At 64.0% G+C, this 25,814-nt stretch carries 23 protein-coding genes and 3 tRNA genes; 16 read left to right on the forward strand and 10 right to left on the reverse strand.

The annotated features are described in order from the left end of the window. The first annotated feature begins 112 nt into the window (after positions 1-112). From YUA_RS0106175 to YUA_RS0106230, 13 genes are all read left to right on the forward strand, one after another. Entirely contained in the window at positions 113-316 is a 204-nt protein-coding gene (locus tag YUA_RS0106175) for a hypothetical protein (RefSeq protein WP_027529895.1), read from the forward strand. 484 nt (positions 317-800) lie between these two features. Continuing rightward, a tRNA-Asp gene (locus YUA_RS0106180) sits at positions 801-877 on the forward strand. A gap of 310 nt (positions 878-1,187) precedes the next feature. Further along, the gene (locus YUA_RS0106185) at positions 1,188-1,643 is read left to right on the forward strand and encodes an Hsp20 family protein (protein ID WP_027529896.1); all 456 of its coding nucleotides are present in this window, start codon (positions 1,188-1,190) and stop codon (positions 1,641-1,643) included. A 62-nt stretch (positions 1,644-1,705) separates the two neighbouring features. Next, positions 1,706-2,026: a hypothetical protein gene (locus tag YUA_RS0106190; protein ID WP_027529897.1), complete on the forward strand. Its 321-nt coding sequence runs from the start codon at positions 1,706-1,708 to the stop codon at positions 2,024-2,026. Positions 2,027-2,048: 22 nt separating this feature from the next. Continuing rightward, positions 2,049-2,270, forward strand: a complete 222-nt coding sequence (locus YUA_RS43570) for a hypothetical protein (protein ID WP_035970554.1) — start codon at positions 2,049-2,051, stop codon at positions 2,268-2,270. After that, entirely contained in the window at positions 2,267-2,449 is a 183-nt protein-coding gene (locus YUA_RS49820) for a hypothetical protein (protein ID WP_156947062.1), read from the forward strand. Before YUA_RS43570 ends, YUA_RS49820 begins: the two co-directional genes overlap by 4 nt. 230 nt (positions 2,450-2,679) lie before the next feature. Then, positions 2,680-3,081, forward strand: coding sequence for an HU family DNA-binding protein (locus YUA_RS0106200; RefSeq protein WP_256375359.1), 402 nt, complete (start codon positions 2,680-2,682; stop codon positions 3,079-3,081). A 101-nt stretch (positions 3,082-3,182) separates the two neighbouring features. Beyond that, the gene (gene pepT, locus YUA_RS0106205) at positions 3,183-4,430 is read left to right on the forward strand and encodes a peptidase T (protein ID WP_027529899.1); all 1,248 of its coding nucleotides are present in this window, start codon (positions 3,183-3,185) and stop codon (positions 4,428-4,430) included. A gap of 174 nt (positions 4,431-4,604) precedes the next feature. Next, positions 4,605-4,967, forward strand: a complete 363-nt coding sequence (locus tag YUA_RS0106210) for a hypothetical protein (RefSeq protein ID WP_051383118.1) — start codon at positions 4,605-4,607, stop codon at positions 4,965-4,967. Positions 4,968-5,022: 55 nt separating this feature from the next. Continuing rightward, positions 5,023-6,297 carry a divalent metal ion exporter subunit IhpA gene (gene ihpA, locus YUA_RS0106215; protein ID WP_027529901.1) on the forward strand — a complete coding sequence of 425 codons (1,275 nt, stop codon included), beginning with the start codon at positions 5,023-5,025 and terminating at the stop codon, positions 6,295-6,297. After that, entirely contained in the window at positions 6,294-7,271 is a 978-nt protein-coding gene (ihpB, locus tag YUA_RS0106220) for a divalent metal ion exporter adaptor subunit IhpB (protein ID WP_027529902.1), read from the forward strand. Before ihpA ends, ihpB begins: the two co-directional genes overlap by 4 nt. Continuing rightward, positions 7,264-10,476, forward strand: coding sequence for an efflux RND transporter permease subunit (locus YUA_RS0106225; RefSeq protein ID WP_027529903.1), 3,213 nt, complete (start codon positions 7,264-7,266; stop codon positions 10,474-10,476). The genes ihpB and YUA_RS0106225 overlap by 8 nt, the downstream gene beginning before the upstream one ends. Before the next feature lie 2 nt (positions 10,477-10,478). Beyond that, a complete protein-coding gene (locus YUA_RS0106230) occupies positions 10,479-11,438 on the forward strand; it encodes a cation diffusion facilitator family transporter (protein WP_027529904.1) in 960 nt (319 codons plus the stop codon). Between the two features lie 3 nt (positions 11,439-11,441). Here YUA_RS0106230 and YUA_RS0106235 read toward each other — a convergent pair whose 3' ends face one another. The 8 genes from YUA_RS0106235 to YUA_RS0106270 all read right to left on the reverse strand — a co-directional run bounded on the left by YUA_RS0106235 (position 11,442) and on the right by YUA_RS0106270 (position 20,093). Further along, positions 11,442-12,305, reverse strand: a complete 864-nt coding sequence (locus YUA_RS0106235) for a class I SAM-dependent methyltransferase (protein ID WP_027529905.1) — start codon at positions 12,303-12,305, stop codon at positions 11,442-11,444. Positions 12,306-12,432: 127 nt separating this feature from the next. Continuing rightward, positions 12,433-12,509 (reverse strand) — tRNA-Val (locus tag YUA_RS0106240). 64 nt (positions 12,510-12,573) lie between these two features. After that, the gene (locus tag YUA_RS0106245) at positions 12,574-12,978 is read right to left on the reverse strand and encodes a GFA family protein (protein WP_027529906.1); all 405 of its coding nucleotides are present in this window, start codon (positions 12,976-12,978) and stop codon (positions 12,574-12,576) included. Between the two features lie 73 nt (positions 12,979-13,051). Continuing rightward, positions 13,052-15,475: an endopeptidase La gene (gene lon, locus YUA_RS0106250; protein WP_027529907.1), complete on the reverse strand. Its 2,424-nt coding sequence runs from the start codon at positions 15,473-15,475 to the stop codon at positions 13,052-13,054. Positions 15,476-15,800: 325 nt separating this feature from the next. Next, entirely contained in the window at positions 15,801-17,072 is a 1,272-nt protein-coding gene (gene clpX, locus YUA_RS0106255; RefSeq protein WP_027529908.1) for an ATP-dependent Clp protease ATP-binding subunit ClpX, read from the reverse strand. A gap of 450 nt (positions 17,073-17,522) precedes the next feature. Beyond that, the gene (locus tag YUA_RS0106260) at positions 17,523-18,158 is read right to left on the reverse strand and encodes an ATP-dependent Clp protease proteolytic subunit (RefSeq protein ID WP_027529909.1); all 636 of its coding nucleotides are present in this window, start codon (positions 18,156-18,158) and stop codon (positions 17,523-17,525) included. 307 nt (positions 18,159-18,465) lie between these two features. Further along, the gene (gene tig, locus YUA_RS0106265; RefSeq protein WP_027529910.1) at positions 18,466-19,824 is read right to left on the reverse strand and encodes a trigger factor; all 1,359 of its coding nucleotides are present in this window, start codon (positions 19,822-19,824) and stop codon (positions 18,466-18,468) included. A gap of 184 nt (positions 19,825-20,008) precedes the next feature. Further along, positions 20,009-20,093 (reverse strand) — tRNA-Leu (locus YUA_RS0106270). A gap of 154 nt (positions 20,094-20,247) precedes the next feature. Between YUA_RS0106270 and YUA_RS0106275 the strand changes: the two genes are divergently transcribed. Then, positions 20,248-21,552, forward strand: a complete 1,305-nt coding sequence (locus YUA_RS0106275; protein WP_027529911.1) for a multicopper oxidase family protein — start codon at positions 20,248-20,250, stop codon at positions 21,550-21,552. 1 nt (position 21,553) lies between these two features. On the opposite strand, the gene YUA_RS0106280 is transcribed toward YUA_RS0106275, so the two are convergent. After that, a complete protein-coding gene (locus YUA_RS0106280) occupies positions 21,554-21,997 on the reverse strand; it encodes a GNAT family N-acetyltransferase (protein WP_027529912.1) in 444 nt (147 codons plus the stop codon). Continuing rightward, positions 21,997-23,496 carry a bifunctional ADP-dependent NAD(P)H-hydrate dehydratase/NAD(P)H-hydrate epimerase gene (locus tag YUA_RS0106285; RefSeq protein ID WP_027529913.1) on the reverse strand — a complete coding sequence of 500 codons (1,500 nt, stop codon included), beginning with the start codon at positions 23,494-23,496 and terminating at the stop codon, positions 21,997-21,999. The genes YUA_RS0106280 and YUA_RS0106285 overlap by 1 nt, the downstream gene beginning before the upstream one ends. Before the next feature lie 376 nt (positions 23,497-23,872). On the opposite strand from YUA_RS0106285, the gene YUA_RS0106290 reads away from it, so the two are divergent. Together YUA_RS0106290 and glnA are read left to right on the forward strand one after the other, a co-directional pair. Further along, entirely contained in the window at positions 23,873-24,211 is a 339-nt protein-coding gene (locus tag YUA_RS0106290; RefSeq protein ID WP_007603495.1) for a P-II family nitrogen regulator, read from the forward strand. A gap of 150 nt (positions 24,212-24,361) precedes the next feature. Next, the gene (gene glnA, locus YUA_RS0106295; RefSeq protein ID WP_027529914.1) at positions 24,362-25,771 is read left to right on the forward strand and encodes a type I glutamate--ammonia ligase; all 1,410 of its coding nucleotides are present in this window, start codon (positions 24,362-24,364) and stop codon (positions 25,769-25,771) included. Positions 25,772-25,814 lie beyond the last annotated feature (43 nt).

Consider the following 25,814-nt stretch of genomic DNA (forward strand, 5'->3'; position numbering starts at 1 on the left):
AGCCGGATGGGCCAGATGAAACCATTTTGCGGAACCCGCGAAACGATCCGGAAACAGATGGTCCTTAAGACATCAGGCCACAGACGGCGCCAAAGCCCGTCGGGAGGCTCGGATGAACCACTCAATTCACTCTGCAGATCGGGGTACCCACCTGAAGATCGTGGTGGTGGCGCTGGTGGCTGGTATCGCAGTGGCCGCCTTCGGGATCGCAGCCCGTACCAATGCTGATTACAGCCAGACCGCCCAGTCCACCCACGTGATCAAGGCCGGCAAGCCGGTGGCAATCACGAACTCGGGCACCTCTCAGATCCGCTGATTGCGGAAAAAAGGTCCGGTTTGAGACGAAATGGCCGCCCTGGGGCGGCCTTTTGCTTTTGGCCAATGTCTGAGGGGATCAGGCCAAGCTGTTGAATCAATGGGGCCTGCGCCGCGCAGTACTCCCGCCAGAACCGGCGGTAGGCCGCCTCCACGTGGCGCGTATAGGTCGCGCCATCCGGGCCGACAGCTTCCGCCTCAAGGCGGCCAGTGCAGCCGGGTCGCCCCGCAAGCCGCTTTGCAATCGCGATGTAGGTTTCATCGTCCTCCGCGACCCAGTCGTCGACCAATTGTCCCCGGAAATTGCCTGTGGAGCTTGTAACACCATTGATTGATTCGGCGCCCGGAGGCAGCCGTCCGGACCGTAGCGATACGGTCCCGCCCGGCACCAACAGGCGTTTGCTCCCCGTGAACGCAACGTCCTTGACTTCACCATGGCCCCCCTTTAAGTCCCCCCTCGTTCCGCGCGGACACGCACGCGTCACGCGGGAGTAGCTCAGTTGGTTAGAGCGCCGGCCTGTCACGCCGGAGGTCGCGGGTTCGAGCCCCGTCTCTCGCGCCATTCATTCAATGGCTTAGCAGCAAGTCCCCGCGAGAGTTTCAACCTTTCCCGCTACCGAGTTTCAACTTTCTGAGCTCGTTCTGTTCCGAACCCAGCAGCCTTCGGCCGATTTTGCGCGCCTCGTCTGCCGCGGTCGCGAGAGGCTTGTCAAAAAAATCGGCCCCCTCTTGAAACCAAAAACGACTTTGCTAATTCTCAGATCGCCGCCGAACGGTGGCGTCAGGGCGCCTGATGGGCCCTGGCCAGGGAGACGGGCACCGGTCGTGTCCGGTGCCGCTCGTATCCATCTTGCTCTTAGGAGGATTTGGCTATGCGCACTTACGATTTCGCCCCCCTCTGGCGTTCGACCATCGGGTTCGACCGCCTTCTTGACCTCGCCGAAATTGCCCAGCGGGCCAGCGAGGACAACTACCCTCCCTATAACATCGAGCGACTGACCGACGATCGCTACCAGATTTCGCTGGCGGTCGCGGGGTTCGCGCCCGACGACATTTCGATCACCGCCGAGCAGAACGTGGTCACCATCGAGGGCAGCAAACCGGACAAAGCGGAGCGTGAGTTCCTGTACCGGGGGATTTCCACCCGGAGCTTCAAACGACAGTTCACCCTTGCGGAATATGTCCAGGTCCAAAGCGCCGCATTCGACAACGGCCTGCTGAAGATCGAGCTCGTTCGCGAAATTCCGGAAGCCATGAAGCCGCGCCGCATCGCGATCAGCGATGTCCCGGCGGACAACGTGCGGAAACTGGAAGCAAGGGCGGCTTGAGCTTCGGCGGAGCCGTGCTCGGGCGCGGCTCCGATACATTCGTCAAAGAAAGGGAGAGAACCATGCGGCCGACGACCGCCAATGACAATGTTCTTAATTTCAACACGCTTCTTCACCCCGGCATGATGTTTGAATCTCCGGCAGATGTTGTGGATCATCCGAGCCTGACCACCGCGGAGAAGCGGGCCATTCTCGCATCATGGGCATCAGATGCGTCCACCATGGCATCTTGTCCCGGCATGCGCGCGCCCGCGGAGCTTCGAAAGCCGGCATCGATCGACGAGATCCTTGACGCCTTGCGGGCCCTTGACGGCGGGCCCGGAACGCCTCCCGGCGGAAAGCCCTACCGCCTGCGGTCGACCGATCGCGCCATGGCAGCGTGATGCAGGCGAGGAGGTCTCAGCAATGATCGATGCAAAATTGGCTCAGCTGCGCGCCCACCGCCAGAACGTCAACCGCTATCGCCGGCTGCTTGGTACCAAGCTGTCGCCGCTCGAACGCCAGTATATCGAACGGCGGCTGTCCGAGGAGAGTGCAGCCATCGACACCCTTGCGGCTTCGACCTTTCCCATTACCTTCAGCGACCCGAGGCGGGAGGCACCGCATCCAGTGGAGATGTCGGCATGAACCCGACCGTCGATCTGCTGGCTCGCGGAAGCGAAAGGGTGATCAGCCATTATCGCTGGTTGCCCCAACGTACCGCGAACGACGAGGAGCGCGCAGCTTATGAACGGCGAATTGCCGAGGAACAGCGGCTGCTTGCTCAGCTTGCCCGGAATCAGCTGCCAGCGGTCATACGTTCTTGAGAGGTTGGCGAAATCAGAAACTCGGCGCGGCTCGCCGCGCCGAGACAAGCCATTCCAGAACGGCACACGGCACCGGCTGTGGAGAGACTCCTTTTTCACAACATAGACAAACCCTCAGCCGGTCCCAGTCAATAAATTGACCTTTGTGGGGCTACGTTGGCTGGCCCTCGTTCGGACCAGCGGAAGAACGCCGATTTGCCTGGCAAATCAAACGAAAACCGGCCTCCCGGATGGCCGGCGTAGTCAGTCCCATCCCGAATCGTCTAGGCCTTGCGGGAACTTGGCAGTTTGGGAGCCGGCCAGCTTCCGCGCGACACCCGAGGAGGCCAGACATGGCGAAGAAGGCAGCTGCTCCAGCCACGATCACGCTCAAGCACCTCGCGGCCGACATCGCGGAGAGCCAGGACCTCTCGAAGAAGCACGCCGAGGCCGTCCTGACCGACATGGTCGACCTGATCGCCAAGCACCTCAAGAAGGGCGACCGCGTCCGCATCGTCGGGCTCGGCATCCTGCAGGTCCGCAAGCGCGCCGCCCGCACCGGCCGCAATCCGGCCACGGGGGAGCCCATCCACATCAAGGCCAGCAAGAAGGTCGCATTCCGCCCGGTCAAGGAACTGAAAGAGGCGATCTAGCCGGCCACGTTTGTTAAGCCTGATCCGCACTGGTCCCGTCGCAACGCGGCCTGCTTTTCTGGTATACTGGCAGTTCCCCTGACCCGGTGGTTTGACCAGACATGTCTCTGACCTTCGCGCATACCGTGACCGAGCGCTTCCTGCGCTACGTCACCATCGACACCCAGTCCGATCCGAATTCCCCGACCTCGCCATCGACCGAGAAGCAGAAGGATCTCGGCCGCGTTCTCGTCACCGAGCTGAAGGCCATAGGCGTCACGGACGCCCATCTCGACGATTACGGCTATGTCTACGCAACGATCCCGGCCAACACCGACAAGAAGGTGCCGGTGATCTGCTTCTGCTCGCACATGGACACCTCGCCCGACGTCACCGGCAGGGACGTCAAGCCACAAGTCGTGAAGAACTATCGCGGCGGCGACATCACCTTGGCCGGCGATACCACCCAGGTGATCCGCTTCGCCGAACATCCCGCGCTGAAGAATCAGATCGGCAACGACATCATCACCACCGACGGCACCACGCTGCTCGGTGCCGACAACAAGGCCGGCGTCGCCGAGATCATGGATGCCGCGTATTTCCTCGTCAACAATCCCGATGTGAAGCACGGCACCATCAAGATCCTGTTCACGCCGGACGAGGAGATCGGCCGCGGCGTCGACAATGTCGACATCAAGAAGCTCGGAGCCGAGTTCGGCTACACCATGGACGGCGAGAGCGCGGGCTCCGTCGAGGACGAGACGTTTTCGGCTGACGGCGCCACCATCACCATCACCGGCGTCAGCGCCCATCCCGGCTACGCCAAGGGCAAGATGGAGCACGCGATCAAGATCGCGGCGGCCATCGTCGAGCGTCTGCCCAAGGAAGGCTGCTCGCCCGAGACGACCTCAGGCAAGCAAGGCTTCCTGCATCCGGTCGGCATCGAAGGCGCGCTGGAACAGGCGACCCTCTCCTTCATCGTGCGCGACTTCACCGAGGAAGGGCTGAAGGACAAGGAGGTCCTGCTCGAGACCATCGTCAAGGACGTGATGAAGGATTTTCCGCGCTCGACCTACAAGTTCGAGGTGCGCGAGCAGTACCGCAACATGAAGCAGGTGATCGACCGTCACCCGCACATCCTCGAATACGCCATCGAGGCGATCCGCCGTGCCGGCCTGCGCCCGATGCGCACCGCGATCCGCGGCGGCACCGACGGCTCGCGGCTGTCCTTCATGGGCCTGCCCTGCCCCAACATCTTTGCCGGCGAGCACGCGTTTCATTCCCGGCTGGAATGGGTGAGCCGGCAGGACATGGAGAAGGCGGTCCAGACCATCGTGCATCTCGCGATGATCTGGGAAGAGAAGGCGTAGCGCCTCCACTCGATGATGCGATGTGGCCCGGCTTGCTTCGGGCCACATCCTGCAAATTACGCCAATGGCCGCACACGCGGGCTGCGATCGAGTTCCCCACACGTAACAATGTTGCGGGTCGACACTGTTCCTGTCGCTATGCTACCCGAAGCGGATCAGGAACTGAGTGACCTCGTGACCGCGATCCGCCGCTTCTACCGCATTCGCAACCTGCGCAATTGGCGCGGGCTCGTGGCTGTGCTGGTGGCAACCCTGTACCTGCTCTCAGGCGTGCTGCACGGCGCGCACGACATTGATGTCACCAGCCCCTCCGGTGGGTCGGAGATCGCCTCGATCCTCGACAACGGTTCCGTCCATGGCGATCACAAGGCCATCGGCGGCCATCACTGCCACGGCTGCTTCTCTGTGGCCGTCGCGCAGCCGATGCAGTCCCAAATCGTGGCCGACATCGTTGCCGCGCCGGTTCCGCAGCGCGCGCTCGCGCTGATCGGCATCGCGCCCGATACCGACTCCCGGCCCCCTAAACACCTGACCTGAACTGATCAGCCGGGCGCTGCGTGCGCCCACGATGCTATTGTTCACAGGTCCCCCCATGTCTTGCAGACGGACTGCCGCGCGCTTTTCGTGCGCGATGGCGATTATCGTCAGCCCCTGGCTGACGCAGCACGCCCACGCCCAGACGCTCACGATGCGCGCCGCGCTCTCGCGCGCGCTGGCCGCGAGCCCGCGCCTGACCGCGGCGGAGCGCGATGTCGGCATCGCCACCGGCCAGCGCATCCAGGCCGGTGCCCTGCTCAATCCGGAACTGTCCTACGAGCAGGACAATTCGTTCGGGTCGGGCATCTATCGCGGCACCAAATCGGCCGAGACCACGCTCCAGATCAGCCAGGCCTTTGAGCTGTTCGGCAAACGCGAGGCGCGGATCGCAGCCGGCGCGGCCGGCATCGAAGTCGCTGCGATCCAGCGCAAGGCTGTCAGACTGGAGGTGCTGTCGGAAACCGCGATCGCCTTCCTCAGCGTGCTCGGTGCGCAGCGGCGCATCCAGATCCTCGACGAGCAGATCAGCGCGATCGACAAGCTGACGCCGCTCTTGCGACGCCGCGTCGAGGCCGGCGCCTCCTCGCCGGCCGAAACCGGCCGCGCCGAAGTCGCCTCCGCCCTGGTGAAGGCCGACCGCGAGCGCTTCAAGGCGACGCTGGCCAGCGCGCGGCGCGAGCTCGCGGTGCTGATGGGCGATCCCGCGGCAAAATTCGGCGAGGTCTCGGGACGTCTCGACACCATGGGCAAGCCGCCCGCCTTCCAGTCGGTGGTCGCCGCCATCGATGCCAACCCGCAGCTGGTGCGCTGGACCGCAGTCTATGCCCAGCGCAACGCCGAGCTGCTGATGGCGCGGCTGAGGCCCTATCCCGACGTGCGCATCGCCGCCGGCTGGCGCCATTTCAACGAGACCAATGACGACGCAGTCCGCCTCTCCGTCTCGGTGCCGATCCCCGTATTCGACCAGAACCAGGGCAACATCCTCTCGGCGCAGGAGAGTCTCGCCAAGACCCGCGCCGAGCGCGAGGCCAACCGCAACACGCTGATCGTGGTCGCCGGCCGCGCCTACGACTCGCTCCAAGGCTCGCTGCGCGAGCTTGCGGTGCTGCGCGAGACCGCGATTCCCAAGGCGACCGAAGCGGCTGACGCGATCTCGCAGGGCTACGGCCAGGGCCGCTTCACACTGCTGGAAGTTCTCGACGCCCAGGCGAGCGTGACGCAGGCACGGCTGCGCGAGCAGGAAGCGCTACAAAACTTCCACGCCGGCGTTGCCACCATCGAAGGTCTCGTCGGCAATCCCTTTGCGCTGGCGCGGGAGAGCGCACGATGAAGGCATCCTCCACCATCCTCGTCGCCATCATTGCCGCCGCGCTCGGCGCCTACGGCTATTCCCTGCTCGCCCCGGCCAAGCTTGCGCCCGCCGCGCATACCGAAGAGAAGAAGCCGGAGAAGCCGAACGACCACGTCGAGCAGGACGAGCACGGCGCCGACCGCATCCGCATCTCCGACGTCAAGCTCGCCGCTGCCGGCGTGACGCTCGCGGAAGCCGCAGGCACTACGCTGACCGATACGCTGTCCTTCAACGGCATTTTGCGCACCAACCAGGAGGCCGTGGTGCAGGTGACCCCGCGTTTCCCGGGCCTCGCCAAATCGATCCGGAAGCGCATCGGTGACACGGTCGGCAAGGACGATCTGCTCGCCACGATCGAGAGCAACCAGAGCCTCACCGTCTACGAGCTGAAGGCGCCAATCGCCGGCACCATGATCGAACGCCAGATTTCGCTCGGCGAATATGCTTCCGAGCAGAAACCGGCCTTCGTCGTCGCCGACCTCTCGACCATCTGGGTCGATCTCTCGATTTACCGGCAGGACCTCAAGCGTGTCCGCCTCAACGACGAAGTGCTGATCGATCCCGATGATGGCCGCGGCGAGATCAAGGGCACGATCTCCTACATCGCCCCGATCGGCTCGAGCGAGACCCAGACCGCGCTGGCGCGCGTGGTGCTGCCAAATCCCGACGGGCGCTTGCGCCCCGGTCTGTTCGTCACGGCACGGCTGATCCTCGCCGCCCGCAACGTCGGGGTCGCCGTGCGCCGCAGCGCGATCCAGACGCTCGAAAACAGGACCATCGTGTTCGTCCGCGAGGACGTCGACAAGATCGAGGCGCGGCCCGTGGAGCTTGGGGATTCCGATCCGCAGTTCGTCGAAATCCGCGCCGGTCTATCCGTCGGCGAACACTACGTCGCCGAAAACAGCTTCGTCGTGAAGGCGGAGATGGGCAAGGGCGAGGCCCAACATGATTGAGCGCCTCATCGCCGTCTCGCTGCAACAGCGCTGGCTGGTGCTCCTGCTCGCGCTCGGTGCCGTCGCCTTCGGAGCCTGGAATTTCCAGCGGCTTCCGATCGACGCCGTGCCAGATATCACCAACGTCCAGGTTCAGATCAACACCCGCGCGCCCGGCTACTCTCCGTTGGAGACCGAGCAGCGCATCACCTTCCCCGTCGAGACCGCGATGGGCGGCCTGCCCAAGCTCGACCATACCCGCTCGCTGTCGCGCTACGGCCTGAGCCAGGTCACGGTCGTGTTCCAGGATGGCACTGACATCTATTTTGCGCGACAGCTCGTAGGCGAGCGCATCCAGCAGGTGAAGGACCAGATTCCGGCGGGAGTTGAGGTCGCGATGAGCCCGGTCTCGACCGGGCTCGGCGAAATCTTCATGTACACGGTCGAGGCGAAGGCCGGCGCGAAGACGCAAGCCGGCCACGACTATTCGTTGACGGACCTGCGCACCGTGCAGGACTGGATCATCCGGCCGCAGCTTCGCAACGTGCCGGGGGTGATCGAGGTCAACACCATCGGCGGCTTCGAGCGGCAATTCCACGTGCTGCCGGACCCCGGCAAGCTGATGGCCTACCGGCTCGGCTTTCGCGACGTCATGACAGCGCTCGCCGCCAACAACGCCAACGTCGGCGCCGGCTATATCGAGCGCAACGGCGAGCAATATCTGGTCCGCTCGCCGGGCCAGGTCAGCAATATCAGCGAAATCCGGGACATCGTGATCGGCTCGCGCAACGGCAATCCGGTCAGGATCAGGGATGTCGCGACCGTTACGGAGGGGCGCGACCTGCGCACAGGCGCGGCGACGCGCGACGGCGAGGAAACCGTGCTCGGCACCGCCATGCTGCTGATCGGCGAAAACAGCCGCGCGGTGGCGACCAGCGTTGCGGCCCGTCTCGCGGACATCGCCAAATCGCTGCCCGAGGGCGTCGTCACCCGCACCGTTTATGACCGCACCCATCTGGTCGAGGCCACCATCCGCACCGTCGAGAACAACCTTCTCGAAGGCGCAGCCCTGGTGGTGGGCGCGCTGTTCCTGATCCTCGGCAACATCCGCGCCGCGCTCGTCGCGGCCTGCGTCATTCCGCTGTCCATGGCCATGACGGTCACCGGCATGGTCGAGACCAAGGTCAGCGCCAATCTGATGAGCCTGGGGGCGATCGACTTCGGCATCATCGTCGATGGTGCCGTGATCATCGTCGAGAATTGTTTGCGGATGCTCGCCGAAGCCCAGCGCGAGAGAGCCAGGCTGCTCACCACGTCCGAACGGCTGCGCACGATCCTGCGCGGGTCGAGCGAGGTCATCAAGCCGAGCCTGTTCGGAACACTGATCATCGCGGTGGTCTATTTGCCCGTGCTCACGCTGACGGGCGTCGAGGGCAAGATGTTCACGCCGATGGCGCTCACCGTGCTGATGGCACTCGGCGCCGCCGCGCTGTTCTCCATCACCTTCGTGCCGGCGGCCGTAGCCCTCTTTGTCACCGGCAAGGTGTCCGAGCACGAAAACCTGTTCATGCGGCTGGCGAGGCGCGCCTATCTCCCCCTGCTCCGCCTTGCCCTCGACAATCGCGTCGCGGTCGCCATTATGGCCGCAATCATCGTCATTGCAAGCGGCGTGTCTGCGTCACGCATGGGTGGCGAGTTCATCCCGAGCCTGGACGAAGGCGACGTAGCGCTGGCCTCGATCAGGATTCCCGGCACCAGCCTCACGCAATCGCTGGACCTGCAGAAGGCGCTGGAAAAGCGCATCACGCAGATTCCCGAGGTGAAAGAATTCTTCACCCGTATCGGCACGGCCGAGGTCGCCACCGATCCGATGTCGCCGGCGCAGACCGACGGCTACATCATGCTCAAGCCGCGCGCCGAGTGGCCGAACCCGGGCAAGCCAAAATCGGAGGTGATCGAGGCCATCGACAAGGCCGGCGACGACATTCCCGGCAGCGCCTATGAAATCTCCCAGCCGGTCCAGCTCCGCGTCAACGAGTTGATCTCCGGCGTGCGTAGCGACGTCGGCATCAAGGTTTTTGGCGACGACCTCGACATCCTGCAAGGTGCAGCGAAACAGGTGGAGGCCGCGATCCGCGGCATTCGCGGCGCCAGCGACGTCAAAATCGAGCAGGTCTCGGGCCTGCCGATCCTCACCGTCCGGCTCGACCGTCAGGCGCTCGCCCGCTACGGCCTCAGCATCGGTGAGGTGCAGGGCATCGTCGAGATCGCGGTGGGCGGCAAGTCCGCCGGCAAGCTGTTCGAGGGCGATCGCCGCTTCGAGATCGTCGTGCGTCTCCCGGAGCATCTGCGCGGCAATCTCGATGCGATCCGAGCTATCCCGATTCCGCTGCCGCCCGGCGAGGACGCGAGCGCGCCGATCCGAACGGCGTTGCCGGGCTCCCCTCTCGCCCAGATGCGCTATGTGCCGCTGTCGTCGGTCGCAACCGTCGACGCGACGCCCGGACCGAACCAGATCAGCCGCGAAAACGGCAAGCGGCGGATCGTCGTCACCGCCAATGTCCGCGCACGTGATCTCGGCTCCTTCGTCGCGGAGGCCGAAGCCGCCGTCACCGAGAAGGTGAAACTGCCGCCGGGCTACTGGATCGGCTGGGGCGGCCAGTTCGAGCAGCTGGTTTCCGCCAGCAAACGGCTGACAATCGTCGTGCCGGTGGCGCTCGCGCTGGTGTTCCTGCTGCTGTTCATGAGCATGGGATCGATGGCGGATGCGGCGCTGGTGTTCTCCGGGGTGCCGCTGGCGCTGACCGGCGGCGTCGCGGCCCTCTTGCTGCGCGGCATCCCGCTGTCGATTAGCGCCGGGGTCGGATTCATCGCGCTGTCGGGCGTGGCCGTACTCAACGGGCTCGTCATCATCGCCTTCATCGAGCGTCTGCGCAGCGAGGGGCACCCCATCGCGGAGGCCGTGCGCGAGGGCGCGCTGACGCGACTGCGACCGGTGCTGATGACGGCGCTGGTCGCCTCGCTCGGCTTCGTGCCGATGGCGCTCGCCACCGGTGCCGGCGCCGAGGTGCAGCGGCCGCTGGCAACCGTCGTGATCGGCGGCATCATCTCCTCGACGGTGCTGACGCTACTCGTGCTGCCGGCGCTCTACATACTGTTCCGGCGTGACGGCGCGGGCGAAACGCCTACAATGGCGCCTGATTTGGCGATTTCCGGAGAGCGCTAGGTTTGGGCAGTCACGACCACCACGGCCATCACCACCATGACCACAGCCACGCGCATGATCATGCCCACGGTCATGGTCATGTCCATGCGCCTGCCGATTTCGGCAAGGCGTTCGCGATCGGCATTGTGCTCAACACCGCGCTGGTCGTGGCCGAGGCGGTCTATGGCTATCTCGGCAACTCCACAGCGCTGCTGGCGGATGCCGGCCATAATCTGTCCGACGTGCTCGGCCTGGTCGTGGCCTGGGGCGCATCGATCGCGGCGCAGCGCGCACCGAGCGGCCGTTTCACCTATGGCTTTCGCGCCTCCACGATCCTGGCGGCGCTCGCGAATGCGGTGTTCCTGCTGGTCGCAACAGGCGCGATCGGCTGGGAAGCGATCCTGCGGCTGCGCGAGCCCGAGCCGGTCGCGGGCGTCACCGTGATGGTGGTGGCCGGCATCGGCATCTTCATCAACGGCTTTACCGCCCTGCTGTTCGCAAGCGGACGCAAGGACGACATCAACATCGAAGGCGCGTACTTGCACATGGCCGCCGACGCTGCGGTCTCGCTCGGCGTCGTCGTCTCGGCCGCGCTGATCATCTGGACCGGCTGGCTCTGGCTCGATCCCGTCACCAGCCTCGTCATCTGCGCGAGCATTTTGTGGGGCACGACCAGCCTGCTGCGCGGCTCCATCGACATGTCGATGGCGGCCGCGCCGAAGGGCACCGACCTCGTCGCTATCAGGGCGTTTTTGCTGGCGCGGCCCGGCGTATCAGCGATCCACGATCTCCACGTCTGGCCGATCTCGACCACCGAGACGGCGCTGACCTGCCATCTCGTGATGCCCGCCGGCACCGCCGACGCGTTCCTGATGGAGACCGCGCAGCTGCTGAAGACATCTTTCCGCATCGGCCACACCACGCTCCAGGTCGAGACGCATCCCGACAATGGCTGCGCGCTGGCGCCGGATGATGTGGTTTAGGACTCACGGGCCCATCCGCGCCGTCACGATCCAGATCGCGCCCTGCAGCGCCACGTTCTGCCCTTTCACGAACGGAGCGAGCGTCTCGCGGATCGACGCCTTGGCGGCCTGATACGTCTCCGGAGGATGGCCCTGCAGCGCGCGGCTGGCGGGGCCGATCTGGAGTGAGCCGTCGACGGCAGCATCGAGACCGCCGCCAATGGCGATGTCCATCGCAAGATTATGCGGCTCCATCGCCACGTCGACGAAACCGGCGCCCTTGAGGATGCGTATCACGCGCTCTTCCGCGGCGAAGGCGAACGGGCCTGGCTCTTCCGGCCCGACCGGCGGCATCTTCGGAACGTGTTTGTAGACCGCCATCAGCGGCGCCATCATCCACGGGTTTTCCTTCGGCTCGCGCCAGCAGGCAAACGCGAGCCGCCCGGTCGGCTTCAGCGCGCGACGAAGATTAGTGAAGGATACGACGGGATCGGCAAAGAACATCACGCCGAAGCGCGAGGCGAGCAGATCAAAACTCGCCGGCTCGAACGGATGGACCGTCGCATCCGCCAGCGCGAAATCGAGCGGCAGCCCCTTCGGCGCCATCGCGCGTGCCTGCGACAGCATCGGATCGGACACATCGAGGCCGAGCGCAAATCCATTCGGTGTGACAGCTTTCGCGAATGCAAAGGTCGTTGCACCGGAGCCGCAGCCGACATCGAGGACGCGCTCACCCGGCCTGGGCTTGGCACGGTCGATCAGCACGTCGGCAATGGGCCCGAGCAGACTCTCTTGCGCCGTGTGTCGGTCGGCCCAGCGCTGCCCGCTTGGGCCATTCCAATAGGCGATCTGGTCGGCGTTCTGTTCGTGCCCGCTTGGCTGATGCATTAGGCCCTCCCTCGCTCGACAAAGCTCATTGCGAAGGTTGGCTTGCCGAGCCGCAGCTCGCGTTGAAAAGCCCGCCTTCGCCCTGTTGGGCTCCGGCGTGGCCCAGCCTCGCTTCGCGAGCGCAGGCTGGTGGGCGGTCACGGATTCGAACCGCGGACCCTCTCGGTGTAAACGAGATGCTCTAACCAGCTGAGCTAACCGCCCCACGGCGCTTCTTTATCCCTACCCACCCCGTACGGGCAAGTACGGAACGTCAATCCCCGGGCCTTCAATCCCCCGGCCGCCCCGGCAGCAGCGGGACCGCGTCGATCCACACCGCGGCCGACTGGCACCAGATCTGCCTGACGGGGCGCAATTTGTCGCGCTGGCGGATGCTGCCCCAGCGGATGCCCCAATCGTCGGTCTGGTCGCCCTCGCCGCTGGTGAACAGCGGGGAACCGCAGTCGGCGCAAAAATGCTGGAAACGCATCCGGCCGTTGTCGCCGCGCTTGCCGTAGACCTTCGGCGTGCCGCCGGTGACGTGCACGTCGGCACCGGTGCAGATCGCTGTCACCCGGAACGGCGATCCCGTCAGGGTCTGGCAGTCGCGGCAGTGGCAGACCGAGACGGTGTCAGGGTCTATTTCGGCCTCAAAGGTGATCTTTCCGCAATGGCAGCGACCGTCGACCCGCATCGCCCGCGTCCCTTTCCCCAAAGCAAAAACGGCGCCCGAAGGCGCCGTTTTATCATCTTTTCGAATTGCGATCTCAGTGAGCGGTCAGGCCGCCGGCGGCTTCGTCGCCGTCCGGCTTCACCGTCACCTTGGTGTCCTCTTCCCAGACGATCGGCACGGGCTTCTTCACCAGCGCCTTGGCGACGACATCGTCGAGACGGGAGACCGGGATGATCTCCATGCCGCCCTTGATCGCATCGGAAATCTCCGTGAGATCCTTGGCGTTGTCCTCGGGGATCAGCACAGTCTTGATGCCGCCGCGGGCAGCCGCGAGCAGCTTCTCCTTCAGGCCGCCGATCGGCAGCACGCGGCCGCGCAGCGTGATCTCGCCGGTCATCGCGACATCGTGCCGGACCGGGATGCCGGTCATGACCGAAATGATCGCGGTGGCCATGGCCACGCCCGCCGACGGACCGTCCTTCGGCGTCGCGCCTTCCGGCACGTGCACGTGGATGTCGCGCCGGTCGAACAGCGGCGGCTCGATGCCGTAGACGATCGCGCGCGAGCGGACATAGGACGCTGCCGCCGAGATCGATTCCTTCATGACGTCACGCAGATTGCCCGTGACCGTCATCTTGCCCTTGCCGGGCATCATGACGCCTTCGATGGTCAAGAGCTCGCCGCCGACATCGGTCCAGGCCAGGCCGGTGACGATGCCGACCTGCGGCTCGCTCTCGATCTCGCCGAAGCGGTACTTCGGCACGCCGAGCAACTCTTCCAGAGTCTTCTCGGTGACCTTGACCGACTTCTTTTTGGAGATCATCAGCTCCTTCACCGCCTTGCGGGCGAGTGTGGAGAGCTCACGCTCCAGATTACGCACGCCCGCTTCGCGGGTGTAGCGGCGGATCAGCAGCAGCAGCGCGTCGTCGTCGATCGAGAACTCCTTGGAGTCCAGGCCGTGCTTGGACACCGCGGTCGGGATCAGGTGCTTGCGCGCGATCTCGACCTTCTCGTTCTCGGTGTAGCCGGCGATCCGGATGATTTCCATGCGGTCCATCAGCGGTCCCGGAATATTCAGCGTATTCGCGGTCGTGATGAACATCACGTTGGACAGATCGTAGTCGACCTCGAGATAGTGGTCGTTGAAAGTCGCGTTCTGCTCGGGATCCAGGACCTCGAGCAGCGCCGAGGACGGATCGCCGCGGAAATCGGCGCCCATCTTGTCGATCTCGTCCAGCAGGAACAGCGGATTGGACGACTTCGCCTTGCGCATCGACTGGATGATCTTGCCGGGCATCGAGCCGATATAGGTGCGGCGGTGACCGCGGATCTCGGCCTCGTCGCGCACACCGCCGAGCGAGACGCGCACGAACTCACGTCCGGTCGCCTTCGCGATCGACTTGCCGAGCGAGGTCTTGCCGACGCCGGGAGGACCGACGAGGCACAGGATCGGGCCCGTCAGCTTGTTGGCACGCGACTGCACCGCGAGATACTCGACGATACGCTCCTTGACCTTCTCCAGCCCGTAGTGATCGGAGTCCAGAATGGCCTGCGCCGCTTCCAGATCCTTCTTCACCTTGGACTTCTTGTTCCACGGGATCGACAGCAGCCAATCCAGATAGTTGCGCACGACGGTCGCTTCCGCGGACATCGGCGACATCTGACGCAGCTTCTTCAATTCATGCTGCGCCTTCTCGCGCGCTTCCTTGGAGAGCTTGGTCTTGGAGATCTTCTCTTCGAGATCGGCGAGCTCGTCGCGACCGTCGTCGTCGCCGAGTTCCTTCTGGATCGCCTTCATCTGCTCGTTGAGATAATACTCGCGCTGGGTCTTCTCCATCTGGCGCTTGACGCGCGAGCGGATGCGCTTCTCGACCTGCAGCACCGAGATCTCGCTCTCCATCAGGCCCAGCACCTTCTCCAGGCGCGTGGTGACGGACAGCGTTTCCAGGATTCCTTGCCGATCCGCGATCTTGACGGCGAGATGCGAGGCAACGGTGTCGGCGAGCTTGGCGAAATCGGTGATCGCCTGCACGACGCCAACGACCTCGGCCGAGATCTTCTTGTTGAGCTTCACATAGCTCTCGAAGTCGGACACGACCGAACGCGACAGCGCTTCCGCCTCGACCGACTTCGCATCGGTGTCGGCGAGCGCAACTGCGGTGGCTTCATAGTAATCGGCGCGATCGGTGTACTTCTGCACGCGCGCACGCTCGAGCCCTTCGACCAGCACCTTCACGGTGCCGTCGGGAAGCTTCAAGAGCTGCAGGACGCTTGCAAGCGTACCGGTCTCGTAAATGGCATCGGGCGCCGGATCATCGTCCGACGCGTTCTTCTGCGTCGCGAGCATGATCAGCGCGTCGTTCTTCATCACCTCTTCGAGCGCGCGGATCGACTTCTCGCGACCGACGAAGAGCGGAACGATCATGTGCGGGAAGACGACGATATCGCGCAGCGGCAACACGGGATAAGCGTGCGTCTCACCATGGACGATGGTTGGCCGGGGTTTTGGATTAGTCATGGCCTTTTCCTTTTGCTTTGCCCCCTCGCACGCAGTCCGCTTCTCTCATGCGCAACCGCCACAAGGTGCCGAGGTGATCCACAAAACCAGCCTACCATTTGAAGGTTGGACCGGGCTTGCCGGATCGGAACGGAGGCGAATCTTGAACAGAATTCTCGCTCGCCGCCGACATTAGGTGGCTATCGACCCGGGGGGTGTCAAGTCATTGAAAAACACGCGCCATCAGGCGCTTACGCACTGGAGTAAGCGACACAACGCCGGCTGCGGAGTACATGTCCGCAGCCGCTACTATGAATGACGTTTGGAGCGTTCCAACGCCGCAAAATCAGGCGCTGGCGTTCTCGACGGCGCGATCGGACCGATCGGCATAGATGTAGAGCGGACGCGCCGTGCCTTCCACAACTTCGCGGGAAATCACGACTTCTTCCACACCTTCCAGGCCCGGCAGGTCGAACATGGTCTCGAGCAGGATCGCTTCGAGGATCGAACGCAGACCACGCGCGCCGGTCTTGCGCTCGATCGCCTTGCGGGCAACCGCGCCAAGCGCCTCGTCGGCGAAGGTCAGCTCGATATTCTCCATCTCGAACAGCCGCTGGTACTGTTTCACCAGCGCGTTCTTCGGCTCGGTGAGGATCTTCTTCAGCGAAGCCTCGTCGAGATCCTCGAGCGTCGCCACGACCGGCAGACGACCGACGAACTCAGGGATGAGGCCGTACTTCAGGAGGTCCTCAGGCTCGACGTGACGGAAGATCTCGCCGGTACGGCGATCTTCCGGCGCCATCACCTGGGCGGCGAAGCCGATCGAGGTCGACCGGCCGCGCGTCGAGATGATCTTCTCGAGGCCGGCGAACGCACCGCCGCAGATGAACAGGATGTTGGTGGTATCCACCTGCAGGAACTCCTGCTGGGGATGCTTGCGGCCGCCCTGCGGCGGGACCGAAGCCACCGTGCCTTCCATGATCTTCAGCAGCGCCTGCTGCACACCCTCACCCGACACGTCGCGCGTGATCGAGGGATTGTCGGACTTGCGGCTGATCTTGTCGATTTCGTCGATATAGACGATGCCGCGCTGGGCGCGCTCGACATTGTAGTCCGCAGCCTGGAGCAGCTTCAGGATGATGTTCTCGACGTCCTCACCGACATAGCCGGCTTCGGTCAGCGTGGTCGCGTCCGCCATCGTGAACGGCACGTCCAGGATGCGGGCGAGCGTCTGCGCGAGCAGCGTCTTGCCTGAACCGGTCGGACCGATCAGCAGGATGTTCGACTTCGCGAGCTCGACATCGTTGTGCTTGGTCTGGTGGTTGAGGCGCTTGTAGTGGTTGTGCACCGCGACCGACAGGACCTTCTTCGCATGGCTCTGACCGATGACGTAATCGTCCAGGACCTTGCAGATTTCCTTCGGCGTCGGAATCCCGTCGCGCGACTTGACCAGCGAGGACTTGTTCTCCTCGCGGATGATGTCCATGCAGAGCTCGACGCACTCGTCGCAGATGAAGACCGTGGGACCCGCGATCAGTTTGCGGACTTCGTGCTGGCTCTTGCCGCAGAACGAGCAATATAGCGTGTTCTTGGAGTCGCTCGTGCCGACCTTACTCATTCATGTCTCCGTCCGCGGTTCGATCCCGTCCGCTCGATCGTCCCATCCCGAAACGTTGGCGGGTAAGGGATTCAAATAGAGCAAATTCCGTACCAAAAAAGACCCTACGCGTTACATCCCGTGCGAATCACGGTCACTCGATTCTCCGCGATCATAGCCGATCATTCGTAGCCAACCATGCTGTCACCCGACTATCAAGAATTCGCTAATCGGGGGCTCGCCGGCTACCCGTGACAATACCGTGATTTCACGTCTTGGCACGGGCGAAGTGATCGAAATCACCCCAGCGTTGCTGCATTACCACGAAAAAACGAGCACGAAAGCGGAACTTTCTGCCTGTCGCAGGGCGCAAAACTGGCTTTTTGCGCCGTTGCGAACGCGTTCTTAACCCGAACGCCGTGCTGACGATCCCCGCTAATTCCGAGGATCGCTGTTGCAGTCCCGGTAATGCTACTGGGTCTTCGCTGCCGCGGGCTCTTCCGCACGCTTGTCGATGACCTTGTCGACCAAGCCGAACTCCTTGGCGTCGTTGGCGGTCAGGAACTTGTCGCGCTCCAGCGCATCCTCGATCGACTTGTAGGTCTGGCCGGTATGCTTCACGTAGATCTCGTTGAGCCGCTTCTTCAGGTTCAGGATTTCCTGGGCGTGCAGCATGATGTCGGTGGCCTGGCCCTGGAAGCCGCCGGAGGGCTGATGCACCATGATGCGCGCGTTCGGCAGCGAGAAGCGCATATCCTTTTCGCCGGCCGCGAGCAGCAGCGAGCCCATCGACGCAGCTTGTCCCGTGCACAGGGTCGAGACCGGCGGACGGATGAACTGCATGGTGTCGTAGATCGCAAGGCCCGACGTCACCACGCCGCCCGGCGAGTTGATGTACATCGAGATTTCCTTCTTCGGATTTTCCGCCTCAAGGAACAACAGCTGCGCGACGACCAGCGTCGACATGCCGTCCTCGACCGGCCCGGTCACGAAGATGATGCGCTCTTTCAACAGGCGCGAGAAAATGTCGTAGGCGCGCTCGCCACGGTTGGTCTGCTCGACCACCATGGGCACGAGGTTCATGTAGGTTTCAACCGGATCGCGCATGAGTCACCTAGGTTTTTAGAGGCGGACATCGCCAGTCTTGGCTGCCAGTCGGGCTGGATGTGCCGGAAGGCCGATGGACGTCCCGTGATGCAGGAAGTTGGTAGAGGTAGAACGCGTATGTACCGACAGATATAGCCCAATTCACGCCAGACAAGTGCGGAGCGAATTAAGGCTTAATCCATTGAGCCCTTTGGGGCACTTGAAGCTGATTCTGGCAAAAAGGCCCAGCCGGCCATCTGGCTAGCTGGGCCCGTTCGCTGATCATCCTTAATAGAAGACCGCTTAATAGAAGACCGTCTCAAAGCCTTCAGGCTGCAGTCTTTTCCTCGTCGTCCTTGTACAGGTCCTCGCGCGAGACCTTCTTCTCGGTCACGTTGGCGAGCTCGAGGATGAAGTCGACGACCTTGTCCTCATAGATCGGGGCACGAAGCTGGGCCAGCGCCTGGGCGTTGCTGCGATAATAGTCCCAGACTTCCTTCTCGCGGCCCGGCATCGAGCGCGCACGCTCGATCACGGCGCGGCCGACCTCGTCGTCGGTGACGGTAATCTTGTTCCTCTCGCCGATCTCGGAGAGCACGAGGCCGAGCCGCACGCGGCGGTCGGCGATCTTGCGGTACTCTTCCTTCGCCTTGTCCTCAGTGGTGTCCTCGTCCGCAAAGGTCTTGCCGGCGGAGTCCATCTCGGCCTTGACCGAGTTCCACATCAGATTGAACTCCTCGTCGACGAGCGAGGGCGGCGCCTCGAAGCGATGCGCCTCGTCGAGACGGTCGAGCAGCGCGCGCTTGACGCGCTGGCGCGTCGCACCGGCGTACTCGGCAACCAGTCGCTCGCGCGCGGCTTCCTTGAGCTTGTCCAGAGATTCCAGGCCGAGCGTCTTGGCGAACTCGTCGTCGATGGTGAGATCCTGCGGCGCCTCGATCAAGGTCGCGGTGGTCTCGAATTCGGCCGGCTGGCCGGCGAGCTTCTCGCTCATGTAGTTCTTGGGGAACGACACTTTCAGCGTGCGCGTCTCGTTGGCGCCGATGCCAATGAGCTGCTCCTCGAAGCCGGGGATGAAGGTGTTGGAGCCGATCGCGACCTGGATGCCCTCTCCGGCGCCACCCTCGAAGGCTTCGCCGTTGATGGTGCCCTTGAAGTTGATGGTGACGCGGTCGCCGGAGGCGGCTTTGGCGCCCTCACCCTTGTCGGCATAGCCGCGGTTGGTGTCGGCGATGCGCTTGATCGCTTCGTCGACGTCCGAATCGGAGACGTCGGCGACGGGCTTCTCGACCTGGAAGGTCTTGAAGTCGGCGAGCGCGATGGCGGGCACCACTTCGATCGCGACCGTGTAGGTCAGGTCGGTCTTGCCATTGAGCAGCTCCTCGACTTCGGCCTGCTCGGTCGGCATGGTGATCTTCGGCTCGGTCGCGAGCTTGAAGCCGCGGTCGGAGAACAGCTGGGTATTGGTGTCGCGGATGGTCTGGTCGATCGTCTCCGCCATCACCGAGCGGCCGTAGACCTTCTTGAGGTGAGTAACCGGCACCTTGCCGGGGCGGAAGCCGTTGAGGCGCACCTTGTCCTTGAGGTCGACGAGCTTGGCGCCAGCCTTGGCGTCGAGATCAGACGCGGGAACGCTGATCTTGAACTCGTGCTTCAAGCCTTCCGAGAGGGTTTCTGTGACCTGCATGGCGTCCAATCTTCTTCTCGTTCGGTCCCGGCACGCTCGCGCGTCGGGACGCTGTCATCAATCGGTCCGGCGCGCGAGGCCAACACCCCTGCGCCGGTGGGTTCATCAGAGCCCTGCTCCGTACGAACAAACGTCCGCTCGGAGCCAGAGCCTTCGGTAAATCCGTGCAAACGCTGAAAGCGCTTGGTGCGGGCGGAGGGACTCGAACCCCCACAACTTTCGTCACTGGAACCTAAATCCAGCGCGTCTACCAGTTCCGCCACGCCCGCGTATATTTGCATCAAGACCGGCCGCGATGCCGCGAGCGGCGGGCTTATAGCATGCGCCCGACTGTTCGCAGCAAAAAAATGGCCCGATGGAGGCACTCTCCAAGTAGGCACGATGGCTGGACTTATCCAGCGCGGCGTGGTCCGGATCGAGCCCATGAAACCGCGGATTTTCAACCCGACCAGACGCGAGGTTTTGGCCGGCCTTGGGGCCTCCGCCGCGGGTCTGCTTGGCGGTGGCGCAACGCCCGTTACGACCACCCAGCTTGCCCTCCAGGCCCGCCCGGCGACCCTGGCTCTGAGGCCGGATCAGCCCCCTGCACCGATCTGGGAACTCACCGCCGTAAGCCATCTCGGTAACGTCCATCTCAGACGCGGCGACCGCTGCGAGGTGACCTTCCGCAACGCCCTGCCTGTCCCGCTTGCGCCAGTCTGGTACGGCCTCGACGGCGCTGCGGTGGCCGATCCCTTGCGGGGGCGCGCACCCACCGCTCCGGACGCAACCGAAATATCAATTATTTCAATACCAAACGCCGGGACCCTGGTAGCCGACTTCCGCCTCTTTGAAGACCGCCTGAAGCAGCCTATGCGTCCGCTCCCGGTGATTGCCGAGGAGACCAGCCGCGTCGCCGTCGATCGCGACGAGGTTCTGCTGATCGAGGAATGGCGCGTGAGGCTGGACGGCACCGCGCTTCCGCCGGGCCAGGATGCCAAAGACACGACTCCGCTCTACACGCTGAACGGGCGGACTTCATTCGAACTCTCAGCCGCGGCCAGCGAGCGATTGCGGCTGCGCTTCATCAACGGCTCGCAACGCTCTGTTCTGGCGATCAAATTGGAAGGCCACGAGGTCCAGGTGATGGCCCTGGACGGACAGCCGGCCGAGCCGTTCCCGGCCCGCAACGGTGCCCTGGTGCTGGCCCCCGGCGCCCGCGCCGACGCCTTTGTGGATGCGGCCATGTCGGCCGCGTTGGTGCTGCATGACGGCAAGGAGGCGCGTCCGATCGGGCGCCTCGCGGTCTCCGGCAAACTTGAGCGACGCACGCCACTGCTGGCGCCGCAGGCGCTTCCTTCGAACGATCTGCCCGAGAAGCTCGACCTGAAAGGCGCCCTGCGGTTCGATGTCGCGCTCGGCGCGGCCGATACCGATTGGACCCGGACGGCCAATTTCTCCACCACCTCCGCCCCCGCCTTCCGTGCCAAGGCCGGTCGGACCGTCGTGCTGGCCCTGAAGAACCCCGCGCCCGTCACAACCGTCTTCCATTTGCACGGCCATCATTTCCGCCTGCTCGACCGGCTCGACGACGGCTGGAAGCCCTATTGGCTCGACACGCTCGCCATCGAGCCCGGCCAGACGCAGCGCATCGCCCTCGCTGCGACCTCACCGGGACGGTGGCTGATCGAATCCGTCGTGACGGATTGGGCCGCGCCGCGATTGGTGCGGTGGTATGGGGTGGAGTGAGCTATCGGCTCGTTCGCGTCCAGACGTACCGGGCGTCTGGCTCCTTCTCCTCATTCCGCGTTCCGTCCGTTTCCTCGGCCAGCGTGAACCCACGCGCCTCGTAGAAGCGTCGCGCCCGTGCGTTGCGCTGGAAGGTCCACAGCTCGAGCTGTTCGCTGGTGCCTTTGGCGATGTCGAGCAGCTCCGTGCCGATGCCGCGGCCCTGCGCGGCGGGACGAATGTAGAGCTGTTCGATCCAGTCGTCACGAAACGCGATGATCCCGCTCAGCTCATCGCCGTCGAAGTGTCCCCACACCCGGCAGATCGGAAAGACACGCTCGCGGTAGAACCAGTGATCCTGATCCGGCGTGTGCAGCCCGACGAGCGACGGCATCGCCTGGTCAAAGGCGGTCCGATGGACCTGCGCCGCCGCGCCCATGTCGGTGAGCGCGAGCGGTCGGAGCATCAGTACTCGATCCCGAGCGCGTTGTAGATCCGCCGGTGCACGGCCGGCAGCGTCTCGGTGAGATCTTCCGCGATCAAGCCCGGCCCTGCTTCGCTTCCCGCCTCGCCGTGCATCCAAACGCCGATGCTGGCAGCCTCGAACGCCGGCACGCCTTGCGCCAAGAGGCCAGCGATGATGCCGGCGAGCACGTCGCCGGCACCTGCGGTCGCGAGCCAGGGTGGCGCGTTGGCGGCCATAGTGGCCCGGCCGTCGGGCGCGGCGATCGTGGTGTCAGGGCCCTTCAAGAGCACGACGGCGCCGGAGCGTTCCGCGGCGGCGCGCACGCGCTCGAGCTTCGAGCGGCCTGGGGTCTTGTTACTAAGGTCGGAGAACAGCCGTGGAAACTCGCCCTCGTGCGGCGTCAGCACCACCTGGGCCTCAGCCGCGGACTTGATCGACTCAAACAGCCGTTCGGGATTGGCGGCAAAGCTCGTCAGCGCATCCGCGTCGAGCACGACATGGCGCTGCGCCGAGATCGCGGTGTGAACGAAATCGCAGGTGCGCTCGCCGACGCCGGCGCCGGGCCCGATCATGCAGGTGTTGTAGCGCTTGTCATCGAGGAGCTCGCCGAACTCGAGCACGGTGTCGACAGGGCGAACCATCACGGCCGTCAACGCGCTTGCATTGATCGCGAGCGCATCGTGCGGGGTCGCGAGCGTCACGAGGCCCGCGCCGGCGCGCAGCGCGCCGCGGGCGGCAAGCCGCGCAGCGCCGGTCGCGGCCGCATCGCCCGAAACGGCCAACACATGGCCGCGGGCGTATTTGTGGCCGTCGATGCGCGGCACCGGGAAAGCCGCGCCCCAGAAGTCCGGATCGTTTTCAAAAGTCTGCGGCGCGATCTCGTCCAGCACCTGCGCGTCGATGCCGATGTCGGCGACGCGTACGTGACCGCAATGCATGCGACCGGGCAGCAGCAAATGCGCCGGCTTCTTGCGGAAGAAGGTGACGGTCTCGGCTGCGTTCACCGCGACGCCCAGCACGGCCGCGCTGGTGCCATTGATGCCGCTCGGCAAATCGACGGCGAGCACCGGCGCGCCATTGGCGTTGATCGCCTCGATCATCGCGTGCGCCTCGCCGTCGACGGGACGGCTCAAGCCCGCACCGAACAGCGCGTCAATGATCAGCGCCGGCTTTCCGATCGCCTGCGGAGTGAACGGCAGCACCGGATGCTTCCAGCCCCGCGCGGCCGAGGCCGCGTCGCCCTGGAGCTGGTCGCGCTCGCACATCAGGATCACCGAGACCTCGCGGCCCTGGGCAGCGAGCTCGGCGGCTGCGACAAAACCGTCACCGCCATTGTTGCCGGGGCCGGCCACGATCAGGATCGGCCCCTCCTCCACCAGCGCGTTGGCGGCTTCGGCGACCGCCTGGCCAGCGCTCAGCATGAGCTTGAATCCGGGCGTGCCGGCCGCGATAGAGAGCTGGTCGGCCCGCTGCATTTCGGCGTTGGTCAGAACTTCCATGCCACTTCCCTGGTACAAACGCCTTTTCGACAGGCATTTTCCATGCCGACCCCAAACTTGAAACCCTGATCTGCACAGAGATTGAACCGTTTGCCTATTTCGCAGTCTCCGCTATTTTGGACCAGTCGGCTCCACCTACAGAGATGCTCGTTAAAAGGCTGATAACGCTCCAATAACCAGGGCATTTGCAACTTGGCATAGACCCTGCTTTCGAGGAAGCCGCTTCGGTTCGTCGTGCTCACTGGCATTATCCGGGTGTGGCCGGCCGCCACCGGGCCGGTCAGGCGACCCGGGACAGCGAAGACAAGTCCGTGCTTTAAGAAAAGCGCATCCTGACGAAGACGTTGCTATTTGATCGAAAGGCCGGAGGCGCGCAGTGAAGAAAATCGAAGCCATCATCAAGCCGTTCAAGCTCGACGAGGTGAAGGAAGCGCTTCAGGAAGTCGGCCTTCAGGGCATCACCGTGACCGAGGCCAAGGGTTTTGGCCGCCAGAAGGGCCACGCCGAGCTCTACCGCGGCGCAGAATACATCGTCGACTTCCTGCCCAAGGTGAAGATCGAGATCGTGATCGGCGATGACCTGGTCGAGCGCGCCATCGACGCGATCCGCCGCGCGGCGCAAACCGGGCGCATCGGCGACGGCAAGATTTTCGTCTCCAATATTGAAGAGGCGATCCGCATCCGAACCGGCGAATCCGGGCTGGACGCTATCTGAGCCGGGTGCTATCCCGAATCTTGCGACACTCTGAAAGAAAAAAGGCTGCTTCGGCGGCCTGATTTCGTTTGTGCGGTTGCGCCAACTCGCCGAAAGCGAGAACGAATCTGCTCACCTGGAAATCGACCCGCAGAGCCAAAAGGGGTATGCATGAAGACCGCCAAAGACGTCCTGAAATCGATCAAGGACAACGACGTCAAATACGTCGACCTGCGCTTCACCGATCCGCGCGGCAAGTGGCAGCACGTGACGTTCGACGTCAGCATGATCGATGAGGACATTTTCGCCGAAGGAACGATGTTCGACGGCTCCTCGATCGCCGGCTGGAAGGCGATCAACGAGTCCGACATGTGCCTGATGCCCGATCCGGTGACCGCGACGATCGATCCGTTTTTCGCCGAGACCACCATGGTCATCACCTGCGACGTGCTCGAACCGACCACTGGCGAGCCCTACAACCGCGACCCCCGCGGCATCGCCAAGAAGGCCGAAGCCATGGTGAAGTCGATGGGCGTGGGCGACACCGTCTTCGTCGGCCCCGAAGCCGAGTTCTTCGTGTTCGACGATGTGCGCTTCTCGAGCGGCCCCTACAACACCGGCTTCAGGCTCGACTCCTCGGAGCTCCCGACCAACACCGACACCGAATATGAAGGCGGCAACCTCGGCCACCGCATCCGCACCAAGAGCGGCTACTTCCCGGTCCCGCCGCAGGATTCCGTGCAGGACATGCGCTCGGAGATGCTGGGCGCCATGGCCAAGATGGGCGTGAAGGTCGAGAAGCATCACCACGAGGTCGCTTCCGCCCAGCACGAACTCGGCATGAAGTTCGACACGCTCACGCTGATGGCCGACCACCTTCAGATCTACAAATACTGCATCCACCAGGTCGCGCACATCTACGGCAAGACCGCCACCTTCATGCCGAAGCCGGTCTTTGGCGACAACGGCTCGGGCATGCACGTCCACCAGTCGATCTGGAAGGACGGCAAACCGGTGTTCGCCGGCAACAAGTACGCCGACCTGTCCGAGACCTGCCTCCACTACATCGGCGGCATCATCAAGCATGCCAAGGCGATCAACGCCTTCACCAACCCGTCGACGAACTCCTACAAGCGTCTGGTCCCGGGCTATGAGGCTCCCGTGCTGCTCGCCTACTCCGCGCGCAACCGCTCGGCCTCCTGCCGCATCCCCTACACCGCTTCGCCGAAGGCCAAGCGCGTCGAGGTGCGCTTCCCCGATCCGCTCGCCAATCCCTATCTCGGCTTCGCCGCGATGCTGATGGCCGGCCTCGACGGCATCAAGAACAAGATGGATCCGGGTCCGGCGATGGACAAGGACCTCTATGATTTGCCGAAGGAAGAGCTGAAGCAGATCCCGACGGTGTGCGGTTCGCTGCGCGAGGCGCTCGAAAACCTCGACAAGGACCGCGGCTTCCTCAAGGCCGGCGGCGTGTTCGACGACGACTTCATCGACGCTTACATCGAGCTGAAGATGACCGAAGTCGCCCGCTTCGAAATGACCCCGCATCCGGTCGAGTTCGACATGTACTATTCGGGCTGATCGGCCGGAAGACCGTCGCAAGCAAAAGGCGCCCGTCGCAGGG

This window comes from Bradyrhizobium sp. WSM3983 (assembly GCF_000473045.1).
In the GTDB taxonomy this organism is placed as follows: Bacteria; Pseudomonadota; Alphaproteobacteria; order Rhizobiales; family Xanthobacteraceae; genus Bradyrhizobium.